Source organism: Wenjunlia tyrosinilytica (assembly GCF_014646055.1).
In the GTDB taxonomy this organism is placed as follows: Bacteria; Actinomycetota; Actinomycetes; order Streptomycetales; family Streptomycetaceae; genus Wenjunlia; species Wenjunlia tyrosinilytica.
Genome location: NZ_BMMS01000017.1, coordinates 1 through 23990, shown reverse-complemented (window position 1 = coordinate 23990; position 23990 = coordinate 1). Strand labels below are relative to the sequence as shown.

13 protein-coding genes are annotated in these 23990 nt (G+C 70.7%); 7 read left to right on the top strand and 6 right to left on the bottom strand.

The features are described 5' to 3' along the window. Window positions 1-12 precede the first annotated feature (12 nt). Both IEY86_RS19835 and IEY86_RS19830 read right to left on the bottom strand, forming a co-directional pair. On the bottom strand, window positions 13-1611 hold the full coding sequence (locus IEY86_RS19835; RefSeq protein WP_189133108.1) for a beta-N-acetylhexosaminidase: 1599 nt from the start codon (window positions 1609-1611) through the stop codon (window positions 13-15). 488 nt (window positions 1612-2099) lie between these two features. Continuing rightward, the gene (locus IEY86_RS19830) at window positions 2100-3935 is read right to left on the bottom strand and encodes a S1 family peptidase (protein ID WP_229698597.1); all 1836 of its coding nucleotides are present in this window, start codon (window positions 3933-3935) and stop codon (window positions 2100-2102) included. A 1080-nt stretch (window positions 3936-5015) separates the two neighbouring features. Between IEY86_RS19830 and IEY86_RS19825 the strand changes: the two genes are divergently transcribed. Both IEY86_RS19825 and IEY86_RS19820 read left to right on the top strand, forming a co-directional pair. Next, the gene (locus IEY86_RS19825) at window positions 5016-6506 is read left to right on the top strand and encodes a carbohydrate-binding protein (RefSeq protein ID WP_189133107.1); all 1491 of its coding nucleotides are present in this window, start codon (window positions 5016-5018) and stop codon (window positions 6504-6506) included. A gap of 161 nt (window positions 6507-6667) precedes the next feature. After that, the gene (locus IEY86_RS19820) at window positions 6668-7870 is read left to right on the top strand and encodes a lactonase family protein (RefSeq protein ID WP_229698596.1); all 1203 of its coding nucleotides are present in this window, start codon (window positions 6668-6670) and stop codon (window positions 7868-7870) included. Between the two features lie 121 nt (window positions 7871-7991). On the opposite strand, the gene IEY86_RS19815 is transcribed toward IEY86_RS19820, so the two are convergent. The 3 genes from IEY86_RS19815 to IEY86_RS19805 are packed head-to-tail and all read right to left on the bottom strand — an operon-like array spanning window position 7992 to window position 11807. Next, entirely contained in the window at window positions 7992-9413 is a 1422-nt protein-coding gene (locus IEY86_RS19815; RefSeq protein ID WP_229698595.1) for an APC family permease, read from the bottom strand. 29 nt (window positions 9414-9442) lie between these two features. After that, on the bottom strand, window positions 9443-10657 hold the full coding sequence (locus IEY86_RS19810; protein WP_189133106.1) for an alanine racemase: 1215 nt from the start codon (window positions 10655-10657) through the stop codon (window positions 9443-9445). Then, window positions 10635-11807: an ROK family transcriptional regulator gene (locus IEY86_RS19805; protein WP_189133105.1), complete on the bottom strand. Its 1173-nt coding sequence runs from the start codon at window positions 11805-11807 to the stop codon at window positions 10635-10637. The genes IEY86_RS19810 and IEY86_RS19805 overlap by 23 nt, the downstream gene beginning before the upstream one ends. A gap of 786 nt (window positions 11808-12593) precedes the next feature. On the opposite strand from IEY86_RS19805, the gene IEY86_RS19800 reads away from it, so the two are divergent. Together IEY86_RS19800 and IEY86_RS19795 are read left to right on the top strand one after the other, a co-directional pair. After that, window positions 12594-13295: a TetR/AcrR family transcriptional regulator C-terminal domain-containing protein gene (locus IEY86_RS19800; RefSeq protein ID WP_189133243.1), complete on the top strand. Its 702-nt coding sequence runs from the start codon at window positions 12594-12596 to the stop codon at window positions 13293-13295. Between the two features lie 286 nt (window positions 13296-13581). Beyond that, window positions 13582-14571: an NAD(P)-dependent alcohol dehydrogenase gene (locus tag IEY86_RS19795; protein ID WP_189133104.1), complete on the top strand. Its 990-nt coding sequence runs from the start codon at window positions 13582-13584 to the stop codon at window positions 14569-14571. Window positions 14572-14621: 50 nt separating this feature from the next. On the opposite strand, the gene IEY86_RS19790 is transcribed toward IEY86_RS19795, so the two are convergent. Further along, entirely contained in the window at window positions 14622-15452 is an 831-nt protein-coding gene (locus IEY86_RS19790; RefSeq protein WP_189133103.1) for an IclR family transcriptional regulator, read from the bottom strand. 752 nt (window positions 15453-16204) lie between these two features. Here IEY86_RS19790 and IEY86_RS19785 point away from each other — a divergent pair. The 3 genes from IEY86_RS19785 to IEY86_RS19775 form a co-directional block, all read left to right on the top strand. Beyond that, complete coding sequence (locus IEY86_RS19785; RefSeq protein ID WP_444545850.1) at window positions 16205-23143, top strand: non-ribosomal peptide synthetase; 6939 nt, start codon at window positions 16205-16207, stop codon at window positions 23141-23143. Further along, a complete protein-coding gene (locus tag IEY86_RS19780; RefSeq protein ID WP_189133101.1) occupies window positions 23071-23532 on the top strand; it encodes a condensation domain-containing protein in 462 nt (153 codons plus the stop codon). Before IEY86_RS19785 ends, IEY86_RS19780 begins: the two co-directional genes overlap by 73 nt. After that, the coding region (locus tag IEY86_RS19775; protein WP_189133100.1) for an AMP-binding protein at window positions 23495-23990 on the top strand (496 nt) is incomplete at its 3' end. The genes IEY86_RS19780 and IEY86_RS19775, both read left to right, overlap by 38 nt.

Sequence of the window (23990 nt, the reverse complement as noted above, 5' to 3'; positions counted from 1 at the left end):
CGCCGCCGCCGGTCATCTCGAGGGCCGGCCGTCAACGGGATCGGTCACGGCCGCCTCGCCGGAGTGGACCGGCACCATGTCCTCGGCGGTGGGACGCCGGTAGCGCACGCCCAGCCCGTCGAGCCGTCGCAGGTGGGACGGCAGTCGTGCGAGGAAGCCCGAGTAGTCCCCGCCATGGCCCCAGGCACGTTCCGCGAACGCGCAGACACGCGGGAAGGCCATGTACTCGAGATGGTCGAGCGAGGCTATGTACTCGGTCCACAACTGGCACTGGACGCCGAGCAGCCGCTGGGACAGGTCGGCGTCGAAGCGGCCGGTGAACGGGTCGAAGGCATAGCTGTCGGCCAGGGTGAGCACCCCCTTCTGCGCCCGCGGCTCGCCTTCGGCGCTCTGGTGCAGATCGAAGTAGGTCTGCCGCCACGGCGCGAGCACCACGTCGAAACCACGTTCCGCCGCGGACTCGGCGACCTCGGCACCATGCCAGGACATCACCACGGTGTTCTGCCGAAGTGGGCCGTCGGCCACTTCGTCCCAGCCGACGGCCCGACGGCCCCGCCCGGAAAGATGGTCCGCGAGGCAGCGCATCATCCAGCCGCTCAGCGCGCCGGTGCCTGCCAGCCCGAGTTCCTTCGCCCTGGCGACCGCGGCAGGACTGGAGTCCCACTCCTGTGTCGAGCACTCGTCGCCGCCGAGATGCACATAGGCGGAGGGAAACATGTCCATCACTTCATCGAGGACATCGGTGAAGAAACCGAGCGTTCCATGCTCGGCGTTGACCGTCCGGTCATTGATGCCCCACCGGTCCCAGACGCCGACCCGCTCGCGCGGATTGTTGCCCAGGCCGGGATAGGCGGCCAGGGCGGCTTGCACATGGCCGGGCTGCTCGATCTCGGGAACCACGGTGATGCCGCGCCTGGCGGCGTGGGTGATGATCGTGTGGATGTCCGACCGCGTGTACCAGCCTTCGTGCGCGGGCCCGGTGGCCCGGCAACTCGGGTCCGCCGGATCTGCGGGCGCGGCCTTGCGGCGACCGCCGATCTCCGTCAGGCGAGGGTACTTGGCGATCTCCAGGCGCCAGCCCTGGTCGTCGGTGAGATGGAGTTGCATGACGTTGAGCCGGTGCAGCGCCATGAGGTCCAGAAGCCGCAGTACGCCTGCCACCGGTGTGAAATGGCGGGCGACGTCCAGCATCAGACCCCGCCAGCGCAGGCGCGGAGCGTCGAGGACCATGACGCAGGGCACATCCCAGGCATGGTGCGGGTTCGAGGGGGCGAAGGTCGGCGCCGCCGTCGGCGGCAGGAGCTGGCGGAACGTCTGGACGGCATGCAGGAGTCCTTCGCGCGCCTGGCCCGTCAGCTCGATTCCCCGCTCGCTCACATGGATTCGGTACGCTTCGGCGTTTCCCCGGGCATGCGGGAGGTCCGCGACGCGCAGCCGGATCGATCCCTCGACCGTGCTGGTCCTCGTGACGGCTCCGAGTGCATTCTCCAGATAGCCCGCCAGCAGGGTTGCGGCCGGCAGTGCCGCCGAGTCGGCATGGAGCACCATGCGCGAGGTGAGCGTGAAGCGGCCAGGGAGCCGTTCCTCGGAGAGCGGCCGGGGGAGCAGCATGGGAGTTCCCTTGATCGTGGGGCGGCGGCGGGCGGAATGGCACGACTCGGCGGGATCAGCCGGAGTTCCAGGGCGACGCGACGTGCGGGCGCACGCCGAAGTGCGGACAAGGGGAGGGCGAACGGGGTGCCTGGTTCACCGAGTGGGGGCGACTCGGCTACGCACCGGACCCGGCGCCGATCGAAGGGCGGGCAGGGGACGGTGCGGGCGCGGCGATGTGTCGCGCGGAGAAAAATTACCACACTTGTGATTCTTATTCTATGGAATCAGAAATAATTATTCTCTGTAAGTGGAGTCGGAGCCTGGCCTCCGCCGGGCCGGAGGAGGGCCCGGCGGAGGGACGGGTGCGGCGCAGGGCGCCGGGTGGGACGGGGGAGGGGAGACCCCGGGCACCAGGTGGTGCCCGGGGTCCCATTGGGCAACGGTGAGGATCGAAGCCGACGAATCAGCTCAGCGCTCCTCGGGACCGCCCCCGGCTTCTGGGCCGGTCACCTCCGCGGCGCCAGCGGCGCCACCGGAGTTATCGCCCGCGTCGCCGACAAGGGTCCACCATCGTCGGCACCGCCGTCGGTGCCCTCGTCGACCCCACCGTCATCGGCACCACCGTCGTCGGAGCCGCCGTCGGTGCCCTCGTCGGTTCCGCCGTCATCGGTTCCGCCGTCGGTGCCCTCGTCGGTTCCACCGTCGTCGGTTCCGCCGTCGGTGCCCTCGTCGGTTCCGCCGTCGGTGCCCTCGTCGGTTCCGCCGTCGTCGGTTCCGCCATCAGTTCCCGCGTCGGTTCCGCCGTCGGTGCCTGCGTCGGTTCCGCCGTCATCGGCACCGCCGTTGGTGCCCGCGTCGGTACCACCTGTGTCGGTGCCCCCTGTGTTGGTACCGCCTGTGTTGGTACCGCCTGTGTTGGTTCCGCCGTCAGCGCCTCCACCGCCGCCGTCGCCCCCGCCGAGTTCGGAGCCCGTGGCCTCCAGCGCCTTGGTGACCGGCTGGTAGAAGCTCCTGCCGCCCTGGTCGCAGTCACCGCCGCCGCCGGAGAGCAGACCCAGCGCCGAGTTGCCGGAGAACAGCGGGCCGCCGCTGTCACCAGACTCGGAGCACACGTCGGTCTGGATGGCGCCCTTGACGGTGCCGCCGCTCTTGTAGTGGACCGTGGCGTTGAGGGCGGTCACTTTGCCGTCGTGCAGACCGGTTGTGCTGCCGCTGCGCTGCACCTCCATGCCCACGCTCGCCTCGGCGGCCTGGGTGATCTCCTGTGTGGTGCCGTTCTGCAGATCGACCGCGCTCTTGGGCTTGGTGTTCGCGTCGTTGTACTTCACCAGGGCGTAGTCGCTCCCGGGGAACTCGGACTTCGCTTCGGTGGCCACTGTCTCGCCGCCCGGCCTGGCCGCCCAGGTATCCGCGTGGGCGGTGCAGTGACCTGCCGTCAGGAAGGCGGGCGCTCCGTCGGCGGTGACGTTGAAGCCGAGCGAGCAGCGGCCTCCGTCTTTGCTCCAGATGGCTTGGCCGCCGATGAGTCCGGTGGTCTCGCCGTCGCCTCCGCCGTCGCCTCCACCGTCAGCGCCACCGTCGGCACCGCCGTCGGTGCCCGCATCAGCGCCGCCGTCATCGGAGCCGCCGTCGGTGCCGGCGTCGGTTCCGCCGTCGTCGGCGCCCCCGTCGGTGCCCGCATCAGCGCCGCCGTCATCGGAGCCGCCGTCGGTGCCCGCGTCGGTTCCGCCGTCGTCGGCGCCGCCGTCCGTGCCCGCATCAGCGCCGCCGTCGTCGGCACCGCCCGTTTCGGAGCCGCCGTCAGTCTCCCCGTCGTCGAGCCGGACGAACTGCTTGAACTCATCGTCGGTGCGCTCGACGGACGCCGTGCCGCCCAGCCCGGTGACGACCTTCTTCAGTGTTTCCCACTTCTTGCCTGAGACCGTGCGGTCTGCGATGACCGCGACCTTGTTGGTCTTCGGGTCGATCGACCAGGCGGTGCCGGGTATCGCGGCCGACTTGTCCAGTGTTTGCGTGGTGGAATCCAGCTCCGCCAGGCTGTTCTGGACGAGTTTGGCCACGGCGCCCTCCGCCCGGACCCGTTCCGCGGCCTTGCCGTCCAACACGTTCACGACCAAGTGGTCGGCCTGGCCGTCGTAGTACCAGCCGGCGGTGTTCTCGCCGAGCTTGGACGCGAGGGTGAACCCGAGCTTCGCTGCGTCCTGTTGGGCGAATGCCCGTGGGCTCGGTGGTGCGTCCGAGTTGGCGTTGGCGTAGGGCAACACCAGCGCCGCTGCCGCGGCCGCTGCCGTGGCAGCTCCGGCGATTGCGCCGATCCGCTTGTTCACACGTCGTGGGCTCAACTCACTGACCTCCGATGGGGATGGGTCGGCTTGCTGGGTTGCCGACCCGGGTTCCGGGGGATTCAAGGGCCAACGAAGGTCATGGGGATCGGTCTGCGGGAGGATGCCTCCGCGGACGAAAGTGATGATCGGCCACGGACGCGCGTTGGCCGGGAGCCCCGCCGGCCGGTACGTACCGCGGCACTGATCTTCACGTCGGCGCAGGGCAGGCGGGGTTGTGGTGAAGGCTCAGGGCGCGCTCGACGCAGGACAGCGCCCGCCGGGGGTCGCCCTGTTGGCCCCAGATCCACCCAGCCGCTGAGCGTGCCGGGGTCAAGGGGAGCGCGAGGGTCATCACACACCCCCGAGGCGGCTGTGCGGGCCTGTGCCGAGGTACTGCCGTCCCCCGGGCCACCATCGGCATCCCTTCTGACGCCCCACCTCGACTGCTCGGATTTTTCTCTCGCAATAGGGGATCTGACCGGCAGTTATGAAGAATCGTCCTAGGTTTGGCCAGGGTCGATCGCGCAGAGTGGCGTCGCATGCGGCTTCGGTCGCGCTCCCAGTCGGCTGTGTTCCGGACGGCCACCACCGGCGCTCCGTTGCGGCAGGGGGACACGACCGAGATACCGGCGCGTGATCGGGGTCCTGGCGGCGACCGGGCGCAGGAGTCCATCGATCGCTTGCGTCCCGAAGGGGCCGCGCGCCTTGCCGAGCGCATGAGACATGAGAGGGGCGGGCCGTGCGCACCCACCGGATGGATCTGAGGGTCTACACAGTGGACAGGGAAGGCAGGGTCACGCGCGAGGGTCCCAGCGTGGAGGTAGAGGCAAGCGATCCGTTCTCGGGGTGGGGCTGCCTGTCCTCGTGGCCACCGTGCCAATGCCGGCGGGCAACGGGTCGGCCCTGTCCCCTGGGCGGGGAAGGCGCTGACAACGATGCCTCGCCCGACGGGGCCGCACCGGATACGCGCGGGCGGGCGGACCGCGCGGGAGCGAACGGCGATTGACGCGGTCGGCCGGGCCCCGAACACCGTGAAACGGGCAACTGGTGGGCGACCACCCGTGCCGCCCTCTGCCCCGCCACCCCAGGAGGTTCGTCATGCTGCTGCGCCGAGGTCTCCGTTCCGGCAGTGGCCAGGAATCCCGCTCCGACGCCGAGTTGCTCGGCCTGGTGCGCGAGGGGGCGATCGAATCGTTCCGGACGCTCTACCGCCGCCACTATCCCGCGGTGTTCGGCTATGCCGCCCAATGCGCCAGTTGCCCCGCCGACGCGCACCAACTCGCCTGCCGGGCCTTCGCCCAGGTGCTGCGGGCGACCGTGGACGGGACCCGCGCGGTGCTCGACCGGCGCCACCGGGGCTGCCTGCGAATACGACTGCTGGCCGCCGTGCGCACCGCAGCCGTACAGCAGTCGGCTCAGGAGTCCGGGGTCCACTTCACCCCGAGGTTCCGCAGTTGGGTGGGCGGTGGCTGCCAGTGGCCGCTGAACGACGACTGGTCCCTCGTCGCCGCGTTCACCAGCCTGCCGGAGTCCGCGCAGTGCCTGCTGTGGCACGCCGTCGTGGAGCGGGACGAGCCGGCGCTGGTGGCCCGGATCATCGGGCTGGACCTGGACCAGCTCGCCCCGATGACCGAGCAGGCGACGGACAGTCTGCGCGAGGCCGTCGCCGACGCCTACGTCCGACGGATCGGCGAGGACTGCCAGGGCGCCGCGGGACAACTGGAGGCCGCAGCGCGGCCGGACGGGTATCCGGCCCTGCACGCGATCATCGGGCATCTGCGGTCCTGCTCCGACTGTCTGGCCGTCTACACGGAGCTGAAGGAACTGACCACCTGGCTGCGGAGGACGCTGCCGCCCCTGCTTCTGGGCTGGTGGCCGGCAAACACCTATCAGGCGACCAAGGCATCCACCGCGCCGCCGAAGCGCGAACCGCGGTTCCTCGAACTGGCGCTGCTCGGCGTGGACATCGAGAGCCCGCTGCCCGAACCCCCACCCGATTCCCTCCCCGAACCCGTTCCCGCGTTCTGTCCCAAGGCGCTGCCCGTCGGCTGGGGCGGCAGGCCCAAGTGGCGCGGGAGCGCGGTCCCGGGCCGACGGCACCTCCTGCTGTGGGCCGGTGGCTGCGGTGCCGTGGCACTCGCCGCCGTGCTGGTCGCCCTGGTGCGCGGCGCACCGCAGGGAAAGCCGGCCTTGCCGGGCACCCCGCGGGTGCGCGGCGACACATACGCGGTGCAGGACTACAGCGCGCCCGGCAGCGGCGATCCGCGGGCGCGATCACTCGGCCCCTCTTCCTGGCTGCGCTACGACCGAGTGGATTTCACCGGCACTCCGGCCACTCGGCTCAGCGCCGGGATCTCGGCCCCGGTCGGCGCGCACGCCGTTCTGGAAGTGCGACTGGACTCGCTCGCCGCGCGCCCGCTCGCGGTGTTTGCGGCACCAGCCGACGGCTCACTGGGCGAGGTGTCCGTCCCGATCGCGGCGACCAAGGGCGTCCACGACGTGTTTCTGACCGCGAGTTGCCCACCGTCGGCCCTGCCGTGCACCGAGGTGCTGTGGTTCGCCGCGGACCGGTGGGCGGCCGACCTGTGACACGGATCGTGCTGATGGCCAGGTTGCGGAAGCCCCGCAGGCCCGGAGCCGATCGGTTTCGGGGCCTTACGAAATCATGACGTGTCCCCGGAACCGCCCGTGTCCTCCTGCCCAGCTCTCCAGGGTGATACCCGTTCCCCCACTCAGGAGGCATCCGCGAAATGAGCACACGCCGCAGGACCCGTATGAAGAGCCGCGTGGTCGGCCTGTCCGTCGCCGTGATCACGGTGGCAGCCACTGTGGCGACGTTAAGCCTGGCCACCGCCGGCGAGGAACACAATCCCGCCGAGGCCACTGGCGCCGACCACGCGGTATTCGTCCAGGGCAACGAGGTGTCCGGCAACACCATCCACGTCTTCAAGCGCTCCGATACCGGCGAACTGACCGCCGCCCGTACCTATCCGACCGGTGGAAAGGGCGCGGTCGCCACAGGAGCGCCCACCGACGCCCTCGCCTCGCAGGGCTCCTTGGTCTACGCCGCGCGTCACCACCAGTTGCTCGCCGTCAACGCGGGCAGTGGCTCGGTCACCTCCTTCAACGTGTCCGGCCAGAAGCTCTCGGGCCGCCACTCTGCCTCCTCTGGAGGCGACTTCCCGTTGTCGGTGGCGGTGCACGGTGACACGGCGTATGTGCTGAACGGCGGCGGCGACACCTCGGTGCAGGGCTTCACCATCACCGACAGGGGCCTGAAGCCCATGCCCGACTCGAAGCGACTGCTCGGCTTCAAGGGCCCCACCGTCCCGGTCTTCACCGACAACCCCGCCCAGGTCTCATTCACGCCCGACGGCAAGAATCTCGCTGTGACCATCAAGAAGACCAATACGATCGAGGTCTTCCCGGTCGCGGCCGACGGCACCCTCGCGGAAAGGGCCGTATCCAACAAGTCGGCGGGCAATGTCCCCTTCGGCTTCACTTTCGACCAGGGCGGCCGGATGATCGTCACCGAAGCCGAGAAGTCGACGGTCAGCACCTACGAGGTCAGCGCCCAGGGCAAGCTGACCACCGTGTCGGCCGCGGTGCCGAACGGACAGAACACCCTGTGCTGGATCGAGGCCGCGGGTGGCTTCTTCTACGGCGCGAGCACCGGCAACTCAGCGGTGACCGCCTACTCGGTGAACCCGGCCGGGAAGGTCGGCGTGGTGGCCAGGCAAGCGGTGCCGTTGTCGGCCGACTCCCGTGGCGCGATCGACATCGCCGCCTCCGCTGACGGCGCCTTCCTCTACGTACAGAACGCCACGACCGGCAACGTCGACGGCTTCCGGGTCGAGGCCAACGGCACATTGACCCTGGTCACCAAGGCCACCGAGGGTCTGCCGCGTTTCTCACCCGATTCGGGCGGCATGGAGGGTATCGCCGCCGCATGACGCCTCGGGTCGCCGTGCAGGCGCGGCATCCCTGAGAATCCTGTCCCCGCGGCCCGTGCACGCGAGGACAGGACCCACTCACCGGCCGAGCACACTCGGCCCATCAGCCCACGAGTCCGGCTCAGACCTGAGCCACGGGCGAGACTTCAGCCGGTTCGTCACCCCAGACCCTGCCCATGGCGGACAGCAGGTCGGGCCGGCTGGCCCCTATCCACACCAGGTACGCCAGCCCCGCCGCCATCCAGCCGACGATCAGGAACAGCGCTACCCTGTTCGGTCCGGTGGGCAGGGGGTCCAGTTGGCCGTAGACGGGGAGCAGGAGCAGCAGGGCCGCTGCGACGGGAACCACTCCTTGACGCAGCGCGGAGAACTCCGCCCGATGTTCACGGAGGTAGAAGCGGATCAGAGCCAGGCTCATGGTGATGTAGACCACGACCATGCTCAGACCGACAATGGTGCCCGCGAAGCCGTACATGCCCAGCGGGGAGATCCAGACCCCGCCGATCAGCGCGGCCGACAGCGAGAAGGCCATGTAGAAGCCGAGAGCGGCCTGCGGTACGAGCCGGGCGCCGATCACTCCGAGCCGACGCGGGATGAGGCCCTCCCGGCCCATCGCGAAGACCACCCGGACCTGCGCGGTGACACCGGAGATCAGGTTGGCGAACATGCTGTTGAGCACGGTGAGCGCAAGCAGCCAGCCCAGACCCCAGTACTTGCTCATCAGTGTCGTCCACGGCTCACTGTCCTTGGCCAGGCCGCCATGGTCGCCGAAGCCGACGGCGGCCGTGTAGCCGGACAGCACATAGAAGGCGCCGATGGCGAGCACGGCGGTGAACAGTGCGATCGGGATGGCGCGCCGTGCCGACCTGGCCTCCTCGCCGAGCGTGGCCGCGGATTCGAACCCGATGAACATCAGGACCCCCCACAGCATCCCCTTGCCGAGGCCGGCGATACCGCCTGCGGATGCCCCTGGCGTCAGCGGGGCCAGGCTGAGCCCGTCGGCGCCCCCCTTGCCCAGGACGATGGCGAAGAGCGAGACCATCACCCCGACTTCCAGAACCAGGAAGATGAGCGCTGTCTTGGCCGACTGGGAGACCCCCAGGGCGCTGATGCCCCAGATGGCCGCCCCGTAGAACAAGGTCAGGCTCCACCACGGCACGTCCCTGTGGAACTCGTCCCGGAAGAAGGTGGAGGTGAACGATCCGATCGCCGACAGGAGCATGGGGCCGACCATGCCGTAGGCCAGGAGCAGCAGCCAGCCGGACAGGAAGCCGCCGCGTCGGCCGAAGCCGTGGGTGTTGAAGGTGTAGGCGAAGCCGGCCGTCGGCAGCTTGCGGGCGAAGGACGCGATGACGGACGCGACGAGAAGGCAGACCACCAGGGCGAGCAGGATCGCCAGTGGCAGGGCATAGCCGGCGGCCGCGGCCGCCAGGGGTGTGTTGAAGAAGACACTGGTCGCGGGGCCCATGAACGCCATGGCTATGGCTGCGGCGCCGAGGGCGCCGAGCGCGCCGCTGCGCAGTCTTGAGGGTTGGTTGTCCATTGTGGATCTCCTTGCGGCGGTGGGGTGGCTCACGCCACCCCGGTGACAGGACGGGCCTCCCCGTCGTAGACGCCCCGTAGATCCAGGCGTGCCGCCGGTCCCGCGGCATTCCTGGGGTGGATTCCGGCCACGGCCTGCGTACGTCCACGCGTGACGAAGACCTGCGGGCGGAAGCAGAAGACGACCGAGTCGCCGACGCGGACGCCCCGGCGCCGCGCGTCGCGCAGCCGGCAGTAGTAGTGGATGGCCCCCGCGTCCGCGGTCTCCACCTCGAACTCGTTGAGGTTGTCCGGGTCGGAACCGCACAAGGCGGTCAGCCGGTAGTCGCCGAGGACCTTGTCGACGTAGTAGCCGGCCGCGAAGACGTAGGCGTGGTCGCCGTCCAGGTGGGACACCTCGGAGACGTAGACGATCGCTGGGATCTCGGGCTGGCAGGGGTCGAAGCGATGCAGGGGAGTGGTGCCGTGCAGTCCGTTGCCCGGTTCGACATGAGTGGCGCCGTACCGGGCCTGCTCGGCGAACGTCCCGGCCGACGTGGTCCCCGGGGCGTTGACCTGGGTGATCTCGAATCCGGCGGTCCGCAGCCGGTCCGCGGCTTCGACGAGAGTCGCGAAATTGCGGGTGGGCCGCACGGAGCGGGTCGCCTGGTCCGCGGCCATGCAGGGAAAGTTCGTGACTCCCGCCACCCGCAGCCCGTCGATCCCGTCGACCAGCGCCGCGGACTTCTCGATGTCTGCCAGGGGGAATCCGCCCGCGTGGCCGAAGTAGTAGCTGTCCTCGGGGCCGCGGACCCGCAGCAGTATCGGCTGAACCCGCCCGGCCCGCACGGCCGCCGCGCCGATCCGGGCCGCGATCCGCTCGTCGAAGAGCGTGACGACCTCGGGTTCCGCGGCGAGCACGGCGTCCTCGCTGCCGCGGTGGGGTTGCACGAGGTGGCCCACGTGGCCGACGCGGGTTCCGGCCCGGAGCACGGCCTCCATGCCCTGGAGATCGACGCACACCGCACGGTCGATGCCTGCCTCGGCGAGGGTGCGCAGCGCGTCCGGGTTGCGACCGAACTGCTTGGCCATGGCATAGAGAGACAGTCCGTGCCGCGCGGCCTCGGACACCTGAGCGGAGGCGTTCGCGTGCAGGGCGTCGAGATCGAGCAGGTAGGTGTTGGCGAGAAGAGCCTCCTCCTGGTGCAGGCGTACGGCGGCGGCCGCCAGCCCGGGGTTGGTTTCACGCAGACGGCGCAGGAACATGGGACTCCTCACCTGGCAGAGAGCGCAGCAGGGTAGTGGCGACACCGCCGAGATCAGGCGTGTGTATGTCGAAGGCCCGGTAGTGGCAGTGGAGTGCGGCCACCAGGGCACCGATCGCTCCCGCCGGGTCACCGAGGGTCGACAGTGCGATCTCCGGGGGTTCGGGGGTGGGATCGTCCAGCAACCAGCTCAGAGCATCGAGCCTGGCGGCCAGCCTGGGCGCGACCCCCCCGCCCAGCACCACGACCTCCGGTTCGTACGCGACTTTGAGCGTGGTCACCATGCTGAGCAGGGCGGCGGTGGCGTCGCGCAGAACGGCTTGCGGTTCCCCCCGGTCGAAGATCTGCACGGCGTCCCGGACCTCGAAGCCCAGCCGCCGCGCCCTGTCCACCATCCCGGCACCGGACATCACGCTCTCCAAGGTGCCGTCCGCATACGGCAGGACCCCGAATTCGCCCACCGCCCCGGTGCGTCCCGTCAGCAACCGTCCGTCGAGGTAGACGGAGGCGCCCAGCCCCGTACCGATGCTGATCATGACCGCGGTCCCGCGCCCGCGGGCCGCGCCAGCGGTGACCTCCCCGAGCAGCGCCACATTGGCGTCGTTGTCGAAGATCGTGGTGCCGGGCAGGGCCGCCGCCACGGTCTCGGTGAACGCGGTCCCCGCCACCTGCGGAAGGTTGGGGACGGTCCGCACGCTCTGTGTGATGGGGTGCACCGCGCCGGGAAGGCCGATCGCGGTCACGTGGAGCTCGCCGGATCCGACCAGAGCGGTGACTCGATCGGTGAGCCACCGGGCGGTCTCGGCGGTCGTGGCGGTGCGAGGAGTGGCCTCACGGGCCCAGGCGCGGACCCGGCCGGCGACGTCGGTCACCAGGAAGCGGGTGTTGCTGCCGCCGAGGTCGACCCCGCACACGTACTTGTCCTCGCCCGCGATACTCAGCGCCAGCGCCTGCCGGCCGGGGCCGGAACCCGGCAGCGGACCGTTCTCGCGGACAAGCCCCTCCTGGATGAGGTCGTCGGTGACGCGGGAGACGGTGGCCTTGCTCAGCCCCGTCCGAACGGCGATCGTGACACGGGTGGCCGTGTCCCGGGACAGCAGCTCGTTCAGTACGGCCGCTCGATTGGCGAGTCGGGCATCACTGCTCTCCACTCCAGCGCCCTTCTTTTGTTTCAGGATGAAATCAAATGCGGGTATGAGCTTATTCCTGCTGGCCAGAGTTTTGTCAAGGGCCCTTACGAGAAGATGGTTGGCCAAGGCCTTGCAATCGGCGCTGCGCGGTGTACACGAGCCTCAGCGGACCGCACGCTCGCCGTAGCCGCCCTGCGGCACCCCTCCTGAGCTGCGCACATGTATGCCCACTCAGCTCCGGAGCCGGTGACAGGCAGACGTGTGCATTGCTCGGGGATGCGCGAACCGGAAACTGGGAAGGGCCATTCCTCTTTCCGTGAAATGCGCCCTCGCGTGAATCCTCCGAATGCCCGTCAGATGGTTCAACCACCGGGCCCGGCAGGATGGCTCGGCTATTGTGAATCGCACTCAGTCATTGAGGAGGCCGACCGCGCACTTTGCTCAACCGGCAGTCGGCAGACGACAGTTGGCGGACCGTCACGGGCCCATGGGTTATGGAGCTCATGGAGCGGCCGGGCGCGGTACGCGCGATCCACCGCGCCTTCACCGAGAGAACCGACGCCTGCTCGGCGAGGACTGGTGGCCGCCGGGAACGTGCGGCGGCCGGCCTGCGCTGAAGGGTGCGGTCCCGGCGCTTGCGCCGGTGAGGCCGGCGACGGCCGTGGCGGCCGCGACATCGCGCCCCTCCAGTCATCCCGTCATGCTGTGGATGTCCGCGTATACCTGTCGTGGGAGTGGACCGGGTGGACGCTGTACATTCCTCCAGGGGGAGACGGTCGGCTGCGGGCCCTGCCCGTGCGAGAGGGGATGGTGGAGATGGCCACGCAGGCCGGCGCCGCCGCGAAGCCCCGCGCGCCCTTGAGCAAGGAGCGGGTTCTGAGCGCCGCCATCGCCCTGGCCGATGAAGGCGGAGTCGACGCGCTCAGTATGCGCAAGATCGCGCAGATGCTCGGCGTCGTGCCGATGGCGTTGTACAAGCACGTGGCCAACAAGAATGAGTTGCTGGACGGCATGATCGACGCCGTCGTCGGCGAGATCGACCCGCCGGCCGGCGACACCGACTGGAAGACCGCCATTCGCCGGCGGGTGCTGTCGGCCCGCCGCATGCTGCTGCGCCACCCGTGGGCGTGCGAGGTCGTCGAGTCGCGGATCAAGGCCCGGGCCATGCCGACCCCTGCGGTGATGGAGTACCTGGACTCGATGATCGGGATCTTCCGGGCCGGGGGGTTCTCGATCGACCTGGTCCATCACGCGATGCACGTCATGGGCAGCCGCCTACTGGGCTTCTCCCAGGAGCTGTTCGAGGACACCTCCGACCGCGAGCCGGATCCGGACGCGATGGCGCCGCAGGAGATGGCCGCGCGCTACCCCCACGTCACCGAACTGGCCATGGCGGTCGCCCACAGCCAGGAGTCCGTGGTCGGCTCGGGCTGCGACGACCAGTTCGAGTTCGAATTCGCTCTGGACCTGACGCTGGACGGCCTCGAGCGGCTCCGGGGCACGACCTGACCCACCGGTGAAGGGTCCCGGCAGCACATCCCCGAGGCCTTCAGCCGTCGACTTCCGCGCTCCTCCCGCAAGGGCGCACGGCACCCTGCGTGGTCTGCGGCGTCGATTCCCGCTTGCGCACGGCGCGCCTCGAACCCGGCCTCCTCACCCCTTGACGGGTGTACGCCGTACACCTACTCTCCGGAGGTGTACGCCGTACATCTCCAGTGCTCGCCACCGGTCGGCCGGTGCAGTACTCGGCGAACACGGCGACAGCGTCGATCACGAGGTGATGGGGGGGGACCCGATGAAGGCGATCGTTCAGGAGCGGTTCGGCCCGCCGGACATCCTGCAGTTGGCGGACACCGACCGGCCCGGGGTCGGGGCGAACCAGGTGCTGGTGCGGGTGCACGCCGCCGCGCTCAACCCGTACGACTGGCACATGATGCGCGGCGACCCCTTGGTGGCGCGGCTGATGGGAGCTGTGGGACTGACCCGGCCGAAGTCCCGGGTGGCCGGGATCGACGCCGCCGGACGTGTGGCGGCGGTCGGCGCCGACGTGCGCGGGTTCGAGCCGGGCGACGAGGTGATGGGCTTCTGCCCGGGCTCCTTCGCCGAGTACGCGCGCACCACGACGGATCTGCTGGTGCCCAAGCCCGCGAGCCTGACCTTCGAGGAGGCCGCAGCCGTGCCGATGGGGGCGGTGACCGCTCTGCGTGGCATCCGGACCGTGGGCCGGGTGCGGCCCGGGCAGCGGGTGCTGGTCAACGGGTCCGCAGGCGGCGTGGGCACGTTTGCCGTGCAGATCGCCGCGGCCCTGGGCGCGGAGGTCACCGGGGTGTGCAGCACCCGCAACGTCGAACTGGTGCGCTCACTCGGTGCCGCGCACGTCGTCGACTACACCCGGGAGGACTTCACGGACGGACGCGTGCACTACGACGTGATCCTGGACAACGTGGGCAACCGCCCGCTGAGCCGACTGCGCAAGGCGCTCACCTCGACAGGGACCCTGGTGGCCAACGGCGGCGGCTCGCCCGGCCACGCGTTCGGCGCGGTGGGCTCCATGCTGCAACTGATCGCGTTCAACACGTGCGTCCGGCAGCGGCTGCGCCTGATCCACCCGGCGGCCCCGGCCGGACCGACCCACGAGGACCTGCTCGCCGTCACCGCGCTCATCGAGGCCGGCAAGCTCACCCCGGTGGTCGACCGGATCTACCCCCTCGCCGACACGGCCGAGGGCGTGCGCCATGTGGAGCAGGGCCACGCTCGCGGCAAGGCCGTGGTCACCGTTCCGTGAGCACGGTCGGCGCACAGCCATCTGGGCAGGACCCGTTCACAGGTCTGCGGCTACTGCGAGAGGGCGGGCGCGGTTTGGGCCAGGGCGCGGGTGATGGCGCGGGCCACGGCCACCACGGCGGGGATGTGGCCCGTCGGCGGGATCTGCTGGGACGGGGTGACGACCGAGACGGCGGCGATGGTGTCATGCCGGTCCAGGACGGGGGCGGACACCCCGGTCATGGGTATGTCCCATTGGCGGCGGGAGTACACCGCGAACCGGTCGCGGCGCACGGCGGCAAGCTCGGCTCTCAGCGCCTCGCCGGTGGGGTGCCGGTCGTTCTCGTCCTCCTCGGTCGGCCTGCTGCCGGCGAGGTACTCCTCTTGCACGCTGGTGGGGGCGAAGGCCAGCAGGACCAGCCCGGGCGCGGTGGCGTTGAGCGGTATCCGACCGCCGACGCGGTACATGATGGGCTGTGCGTCGCGTGCGGACAGCCGCTCGACCAGCACACCGTCCAAGCCTTCGCGCACCACCAGCTGCACATGCTGGCGGGTGGCGTGATGGAGGTCTTCCAGGTAGGGCAGGGCGGTGTCGCGCAGGCCGTGGCCGCGCGGGGCGAGGGATGCGAGTTCCAGCAGGCGTAAGCCGATGGTGTAGTGGCCGGCATCCGTGCGCTCCAAGGCGCCTTGCTCCACCAGTTGGCGGGCCAGGCGCAGCGCGGTGGCCTTGGGCAGGCGCGCATGTGCCGCCAGGGCGGTCAGGGACCGTACCGGGGTCTGGGGCTCGAAGCAGGCGAGCAGGCGAAAGGCCCGTTCCAGCACGGGTTCTCCGCGGGGCGGGCGGCGTCCGCGCACGCGGGAGGACTTCTGAGGGCTGCGGTGGTGTTCGGGGTGGCTGTTCATGCCTGCAGTCACGCGGATCACACCGGATTGGTTCAGCTCAATGAAATCACCGGTGCCGGGCGGGCGCCGACCCGACGCCCAACTATCGGGCCCGTCCTGTCCCGGAGGCAGTCCCCTCACTTCCATTGCCGAGGACCCGCACCGCCGTGTGGAGGTCTTGGCGAATTTCCGCCCGCTCAACGGCCCGACCCCGGTGTGCAATCCCCACCTGGTCCCGGTGGAGGATCGACCGCCGTATCGACGACCTGATCGCATCACACCGCTCGGTCGTCCTTTGGCCCCCGCCTTCACGAGGTGACCTGTCCAGGGCTCGGCCACTTGTCCGCCGGCTGCCCGCGGCTCGCCGAGCCGGGTCACGGCAGCCAATACTGCATCACCGCGGTGCTCACGGTCGGGATGTGCGCGGTGCCGGCGCGGGCGTTCGTCCGCCGCGATCGGTAAGTGGGGCGCGGATGTTCCGCTTCGGGTCCGGCGCGACCCCGCCGACCGGGCAGCGCCCGGCCACCCGGATTCCAGTGTCGCGGCCGACCGGTTCCGCCGGGTCGCACGGCTCTGAACGTGCGCTGAATGCGTGCTGAGCGAAATGCCCGGCCACCTATACATCGGCCCTGGGCGCAGATCACGATGTATCGACCTGCATCGGCGGGACGGCGGTACCGGAAGGAACCGTCCAACTGAATTCCGGTGCAGGGTTTTTCCATTGCGGGTTGCGCGCCCAAGGTGAATCCAATCATTTCAGGGCGCCGCGCCGGGTGTGGTCCTGCGTCCGGAAACGCATATCTGGAATCGCACACAGGAGAGGGAGAGCCACTGTGACGCCGACTCGTGAGCTGTTCTATCCGGACTTTCCGGCACTGGTCGACGCGGTGCGGTGGTGGGCCGCGCACCGGCCCGAACACGTCGCCCTGGCGTTCCTGCCGGACGGCGAGCACGAGCAGGCGCGGCTGACCTACGCCGAGATCGACCGGGCCGCGTGCCAGGTCGCCGCGGGACTGCGTGAACTGGCCGGACCCGGCGACCGTGCGCTGCTGTGCTGCTCGTCGAGCCCGGACTTCGTGGCGGCCTTCCTGGGCTGCCTCTACGCCGGGATCATCGCGGTTCCGGTACCCGCGCCCGGATCCACTCGGCACGTCGACCGGCTGGCTGGGATCGTCGAGGACTCGGGCGCGGCCCTCGTGCTCGCTGACGCCGACACGGTCGGCCGGTTCGGGGTGCGGCCCGGCGAATCGTTCATGGGCATCCGCTGGTCGACCGTGCCGGATCTGCGGACCGGCGCCGACGAGTGGACTCCCGCCGCGCCCGAGCCCGGCGGTGTCGCCTTCCTGCAGTACACGTCCGGTTCGACGAGCACGCCGCGGGGTGTCGTCGTCAACCACCGGAACCTGGCCGTGAACATCGCGATGATGGCCCGGTCGTCGCGCGTCAACCCGGGCACCCGCATCGTCAGCTGGCTGCCGATCCACCACGACATGGGCCTGATCGGCGCGCTGCTCATGCCGCTCTGGCAGGGGCTGTTCGCGGCCCTGATGCCACCGGCGGCCTTCATCCGCGACCCGACGCGCTGGCTGCGGGCGATCTCCCGGTACCGGGCCACGCTGGTGCACGGGCCGAACTTCGCGTACGAGCTGTGCTGCGGCCGGGCGACCGCCGACGATCTGACCGGACTCGACCTGTCCACCTTGGAAACGGTCGTCAACGCGGCCGAGCCGATCCGGCCGGCGACACTGGAGAGCTTCAGCCGCCAGTTCGCCCCGGCAGGGTTCCGCCGATCGTCGTTCTATCCTTCGTACGGCCTGGCCGAGGCGACCCTCTCCGTCTCGAACGGCCCCCTGGGCGCCGAGCCGGGGATTGCGGTCGACCCGGCCGCGCTCGAACAGAACAGCGTGGTCGCCGCCGCGACCGGGTCGGCCGGCCGGACCGTGGTGAGCTGCGGCCGCCCGTCGCTCGGGTTCACCGTGGCCATCGCCGACCCGGAGACGCTCCGCGAGTGCGGCCCCGACGAGGTGGGCGAGATCTGGCTGGCCGGGGAGAGTATCACCCAGGGCTACTGGAACAACCCGGAGGCGACGGCCGCAGCCTTCGGAGCGAAGCTGCCGTCCCGAGTCGGCCACGACTTCCTGCGTACCGGTGATCTGGGCTTTCTGCGCGACGGCGAGCTGTACGTCACCGGCCGGCTGAAGGATCTCATCATCGTGGCCGGCCGGAACCACTACCCGCAGGATCTCGAGGCGACGGTCGAGGAGCATCCGGCGATCCGGTCCGGCAACAGCATCGCCGTCGCCCTCGCCGACGACATCGGAGAACAGCTCGGCATCGTCGCCGAGGTGAAGGGCGGCCACCTGCGCGGCGACCTCACCAAGGTCGCCGAGGACCTGGCCGAGTCCATCTGGGACGCACACGAGCTGAGCACCCGTGAGGTCGCCCTGATCCGGCCGGGCGCGCTGCCCAAGACCTCGAGCGGAAAGCTGCGCCGACGGCACACCCGCGACCTGCTGCGCAACGGCGAGCTCAAGGCCGTGCTGCGCTGGCCGGCGGCTGCCCCGGCCGACAGCGACCCCGACTCGCCCCTGCGACCGCGGCTCGAGCAGACGCCCGGCGCGGCCCGCGGTCCCCTGCTGCGGGACGTGGTCGCCGGCGAGGCGGCTGCCGTACTCGGCCGGTCGCCCGCCGACAGCGTGCCGCCCGACCGTCCGCTGCGTGAGCTCGGACTCGACTCCCTGCAGGCGATACGGCTGCACCACCGGCTGGCCGCGGTCACCGGGCTCACCCTGCCGCCCACCCTGCTGTACGACCACCCGACACCGGCGGCGGTGGCGGCGTACCTCGACACCGCATGGAACGTCAGCGAGCTGATCTCCACTGCCGAGAAGGCGGGTGTCCGGTTCGCGCTGGGCGACAACCGGCTCGTGGTCGACGCGCCGCCCGGCGCGCTGACCGGCGAGCTGCGGTCGGCGATCGACCGGCACGAGGCCGAGCTGGCCGCGACGCTGGGCCGCAGCGCGGCGGAAGCGCCGATCCGCCCGGCCGGCGGCGACCGGGCCGACGACACCAGTCCGCTGTCCCTCGGCCAGGCCGGCCTGTGGCTGATCGAGCGGTCCCACGGCGCGAGCGCGCTCTACAACGTGCATTTCCGGCTGCGCTGGACCGGGCCACTGGACCGGGACGTACTGGCCTCCTGCCTCCGCGGCATCGTCGCCCGCCACGCCGTCCTGCGAACCCGGTTCACCGACCGGGACGGGATGCCGCGCGCCCTGGTGTCCCCGGACGCGGACGTCGAGCTGGGCCACCTCGACCTGCGCGGCCGACCGGACGCCGCCGACGTCACGGACACCGTCGTCGCGGACCAGCAGCGGACGGCGTTCGACCTGGGCGCCGGTCCGCCGCTGCGCGCGGTCCTGATCACCCGGTCGGACCACGACCACATCCTCTCCCTGACCCAGCACCACATCATCACCGACGGCTGGTCGATCGGCCTGCTGCTCACCGAACTGGTCGAGGACTACCGCGCGGCCGTCCGCGGCGAGCCCCTCAACCGGCCGGTCCCGGCCCTGCAGTACACCGACTTCGCGCGCTGGCAGCGGACTCGGCGCGACACCCCGGCGTACCGGCGGACGCTGGACTGGTGGGCCGCGCACCTCGACCAGCTCGAGCCGCTGCCGCTGCGGAGCGGGCCGCGGCCGGTCGCGGCGCCGAACCGCCGCGGCGCCACCGAATCCTTCGAGCTGCCGACCGAGCTCGCCGACGCCCTGCGCGCCTTGGCCAGGGCCTGCGGCTGCACGCTGTACACCGTCCTGCTCGCGGCCTGGGTCGCCCTGCTGCAGCGGCACACCGGTCAGGACGACTTCGCCGTCGGCACGATCACCAGCGGCCGGGACCGGGCCGAGCTGCAGCAGATGATGGGCTTCTTCTCCAACACCGTCGTGCTGCGCTGCGACCTGTCCGGCGACCCGGCCGCGACCGAGCTGCTCGGCAGGCTCGCCGCCGAGACGGCGGCCGCTTTCAGCCACGAGGTGCCGTTCGCCGACGTGGTGGTCGCGGCCGGGGCGGCCGGCGGCACCGACCTGAACCCGCTGGTGCAGGCCGCCTTCATCTTCGAGAGCGCGCAGCTGACCCCGGACGCCGACTCGGACCTGCTGCCCGGCCTCGACGCGCATGTGACCCTGGAGGGGCGCATCGACGCCGCCGTCGAGGGCACGGCCAAGTTCGACCTGTCGCTGATCGTCTCCGAGTCCGGGGCCGGCCTGACCGGCCTGTTCGAGTACGCCACCAGCGCGTTCGACGCCGCCGACGTGGTGCGGCTCCGGGAGCACTTCCTGGTCCTGCTGCGCAGCCTGGCCGACCGGCCCGGCGATCCGATCTCGAGCTTCGACCTGATCAGCGGCGCCGAACACCGGGAGCTGACCGGCAACTTCTCCGGCGACAGGCTGGACTTCCCCCGGGACCTGTGCCTGCACGAGCTGTTCGAGGCGCAGGCCCGGCGGACGCCGGACCGGGTGGCCGCGGTCCACGGTGAGCGCGCCATCACCTACGCGGAGCTGGACGAGTGGGCGGAACACCTGGCCGGGCTGCTTGCCACCGGTGGCCTGCGGGCCGGGGACAACGTCGGCGTGGCGCTGCACCGCTCCCTCGAGCTGATCGCCGCTGAGCTCGCCGTCCTCAAGGCCGGGGCGGCGTGTGTCCCGCTGGACCCGGACCTCCCTGCCGACCGGCTGGCATTCCTGCTCAGCGACAGCGGCTCCCGGTACGTGGTGAGCGACAGCGGGACGACCCTGCCGTCGTACGCCGGAGTCAGCCGGATCGACGCCGACCGCGACCGCGTCGGCCACGCCCGGGTGGCCACCGCGCCGCGCCCCGGCAGCGAGTCGGCGGCGTACGTGCTCTACACCTCCGGGTCCACCGGGACACCCAAGGGTGTGCTGCTGCCGCACCGCGCGATCGTCCGGCTCGTCGTCAGCGGGGGTCTGGTACCGATGGACGCCGACACCTGCTCGGCGTTCGCGTCAAGCCCCAGCTTCGACGTGGCGACCCTCGAACTGTGGGGACCGCTGCTGTGCGGCGGGCAGGTCGCTGTGATCGGCCGGGACGAGGTGCTCGACCCGCGTCGCTTCGGCGCGGCGCTCACCCGGCACGGCGTCAATCTGCTGTGGCTGACCGCAGGTCTGTTCAACGAGTACGCCGACCGGCTCGCGGAGCACTTCGGCGCGTTGCGGCACCTGGTCGTCGGCGGCGACGTGCTCACCCCCGAGGTGGTCGCCCGGGTGCTGCGGTCGAACCCGCCGCGGCACCTCGTCAATGGGTACGGGCCCACGGAGAGCACGTTCGCCGCCTCGTACGAGATCCCGGAACCGCCCGACGGGCGGCGCAGCATCCCGATCGGCCGCCCCGTGCCCAACACCCAGAGCTACCTGCTGGACGGGCGGGGCCGTCCGGTCCCGATCGGCGTCACCGGCGAGCTCCACCTCGGCGGTGACGGCCTGGCGCACGGCTACCTCAACCGGGCAGGGCTGACCGCGCAACGGTTCCTGCCGAATCCGTACGCAGAGCGGCCTGGTGAACGGATGTACCGCACCGGGGATCTGGGCCGGTGGCTGCCGGACGGCACGATCGAGTTCCTCGGGCGCAATGACTTCCAGGTGAAGGTGCGCGGCTTCCGGGTCGAGCTCGGGGAGATCGAGGCCGGACTCCGCGAGCATCCGGCAGTCGGCCAGGCCGTCGTCCTCGCCCGTCAGGACACCCCCGGCGCCGAACGGCTGGTGGCCTACTACGTCCCCGCCACGACCGGCGCACCCTCCGATGCGGCGGATCTGCGTGAGCACCTGGCGCGGACGCTGCCGCCATACATGGTGCCGACCGCGTTCGTCCGGCTGGACCGCCTGCCGCTCACCCCGACCGGCAAGATCGCCCGGCGATCGCTGCCGGCCCCGACCGACGACGCCCTGGTCACCCGCGACTACTCGGCCCCGCAAGGAGACGTGGAGCAGCGGCTGGCCGACATCTGGGCCGACCTGCTCGGCGTCGATCGGGTCAGCCGGTACGACAACTTCTTCGACCTAGGCGGCCACTCCCTGCTGGCCACCCAGGTCATGTCCCGGCTGCGGCAGGCTCCAGGCGTGGACGTGGCGGTCGCCGCGCTGTTCGCCCGGCCGGTGCTGGCCGCCTTCGCGACCGAGGTGACCGCCGCGGCGGCCACCGGCCCGGACGACGCACCGGCCCGCGACGACGAGGCCGTGGTGCCGCTGACCCAGACCCGTATGTGGTTCATCGCCCAGCTGCCCGGCGGCAGCGAGGCGTACCACATGCCCACCGGCCTGCGGCTCGGCGGACGGCTGGACCGTGAGGCCCTGCGGACGGCGCTGGACACCATTGTCGCCCGGCACGACGCGCTGCGCGCCGTCTTCGCGGTCGAGGCCGGGCAGCCGGTCCAGCGCGTCATTCCCGCCGCCCGAGTCCGGTTCGACCTGCTCGAACAGCAGGCCTCCGACGATACCGATCTGGCCCGGCTGGCCGAGGAGGAGGCCCGCAAGCCGTTCGACCTCACGGTCGGCCCGCTGGTTCGCGGCCGACTGATCGTCGAGGGCGACGACCGGCACACGCTGCTGATCACCATGCATCACATCGTCTCCGACGGCTGGTCCGTGCACATCTTCCTCCGAGAGCTTGCCGCGCTCTACGACGCCCTGGTCCGCGGCCGGGACCCCGAGCTGCCGGAACTCACCATGCAGTACCGCGACTACGCCGCCTGGCAGGCCGGACTGGTGTCCACCGAGCAGCGGGAGAAGCAGCGGTCCTACTGGCGGGAGTTGCTGACCGGGGCACCGGCCGCGCTCCGGCTCCCGCTGGACCGGCCCCGCCCGGCGCACCAGGACCGGGCCGGCGACGCCGTCCCGATCGACGTACCGCCCGAGCTGGTGCGACGGCTCAGGGAGCTGGCCCGTCAGCACGACACGACGCTGTTCATGACGCTCCTGTCGAGCTGGGCGGCGCTGCTGTCCCGACTCAGCGGCGACGAGGACCTGGTGATCGGCATCCCGTCCGCGTCCCGGCGTCGCCCGGAGGCCGAGGCCCTGATCGGCTTCTTCGTCAACACCCTTCCGATCCGAGTCGACCTCACCGGCCAGCCGGACGTCGGTGACCTGCTGCGCCGGGTGACCCGGCGGGTGCTCGACGCGATGGCGAACCAGGACGTCCATTTCGAAGAGATCGTCGACCTGGCCAACCCGGTACGCAGCCCCGCACACGACCCGCTCACCCAGGTGCTGTTCGCCTGGCTGCCGGACCTCGGCCCGGTTCCTGAGCTGACCGGACTGAGCACCGGCCTCATGCCGACCGCGTCGTACGGGACCTCCCGGGTTGACCTGATGCTGTCGCTGCGGGAGAGCGGCGACACGGTCGGAGGATCGCTGGAGTACGCCACCGCGCTGTTCGACCGCACCACCGCCGAGCGGATGGTGCGCTGCTATCTCGAACTCCTGCAGTCCATGGTGGACCTTGCCGGTGAGCCGGTGGCACGGCTGCCCATCCTGCCGACCGACCAGTACGAGACCGTCGTCCGCACCTTCAACTCGCCGACTGCGACGACCGACGAGGACACCNGTTCGGTACGGTGCTGTTCGGGCGGATGCAGGCCGGTGCCGGTGCGGAACGCGGCCTCGGCCTGTTCATCAACACCCTGCCGGTACGGATCGACGTGAACGGGCGGGGCGTCCTGGACGCTGTCCGGGACACGCAGCGGTTGCTGTCCGAGCTGTTGCAGCATGAGCACGCGCCGCTGGTGCTCGCGCAGGGGTGCAGCCAGGTCCCGAGCGGGCTGCCGCTGTTCACGAGCCTGCTGAACTACCGGCACAGCCCGCAATCCGTCGACCCCGACCCGGGCGGGCTCGGTGGGCGGGTCGAGGTGCTGCACAGTGAGGAGCGCACCAACTATCCGGTTGTGGTGTCGGTCGACGACCTCGGTGCTGGGGACGCTGGGTTTGCTGTCACGGCTCAGGTGGATGACCGGCTGGATCCGGAGCGGGTGTGTGCGTTGCTGATCGCTGCTCTGGATGAGCTTTCCCGGACCNGAGGGGTTCAATCCGGCTGATGTGTCTGCCGATGCCGGGGTGTGCCTGCATGGGGTGTTCGAGGAGCGGGTGGGGGTGGCTCCTGATGCGGTGGCGGTGGTTGATGGTGATGTGCGGGTTACGTATGGGGAGTTGAACGGGTGGGCGGACCGGATCGCTTACCGGTTGCGGTCGGTGGGTGTGGGTGCGGGTGTGCGGGTGGGGGTTTGTGCGGAGCGTGGTGTGGGTTTGGTGGCGGCGGTGCTGGGGGTGTTGAAGGCGGGGGGTGCGTATGTGCCGTTGGATCCGTCGTATCCGGCGGAGCGGGTGGCGTTCATGTTGGCGGATTGCGGTCCGGCGGTGGTGCTGGTGGAGGGTGCGGGTCCGGCGGCGTTGGTGGGGGCTGTGGTTGGTGAGGGTGTGGTGGTGTGGGATCTGGCGGTGGATTTTGCGGGTGTGCCGGATGGTGGTGTGCCGGATGGTGGTGTGCCGGATGGTG

What these genes read in the sequence shown, in the direction of transcription:
- IEY86_RS19835 (WP_189133108.1), bottom strand. Translation starts at nt 1,611, where the DNA reads ATGCTGCTCCCCCGGCCGCTCTCCGAGGAACGGCTCCCTGGCCGCTTC.
- IEY86_RS19800 (WP_189133243.1), top strand. Translation starts at nt 12,594, where the DNA reads ATGGTGGAGATGGCCACGCAGGCCGGCGCCGCCGCGAAGCCCCGCGCG.
- IEY86_RS19815 (WP_229698595.1), bottom strand. Translation starts at nt 9,413, where the DNA reads ATGGACAACCAACCCTCAAGACTGCGCAGCGGCGCGCTCGGCGCCCTC.
- IEY86_RS19795 (WP_189133104.1), top strand. Translation starts at nt 13,582, where the DNA reads ATGAAGGCGATCGTTCAGGAGCGGTTCGGCCCGCCGGACATCCTGCAG.
- IEY86_RS19810 (WP_189133106.1), bottom strand. Translation starts at nt 10,657, where the DNA reads ATGTTCCTGCGCCGTCTGCGTGAAACCAACCCCGGGCTGGCGGCCGCC.
- IEY86_RS19790 (WP_189133103.1), bottom strand. Translation starts at nt 15,452, where the DNA reads ATGAACAGCCACCCCGAACACCACCGCAGCCCTCAGAAGTCCTCCCGC.
- IEY86_RS19820 (WP_229698596.1), top strand. Translation starts at nt 6,668, where the DNA reads ATGAGCACACGCCGCAGGACCCGTATGAAGAGCCGCGTGGTCGGCCTG.
- IEY86_RS19825 (WP_189133107.1), top strand. Translation starts at nt 5,016, where the DNA reads ATGCTGCTGCGCCGAGGTCTCCGTTCCGGCAGTGGCCAGGAATCCCGC.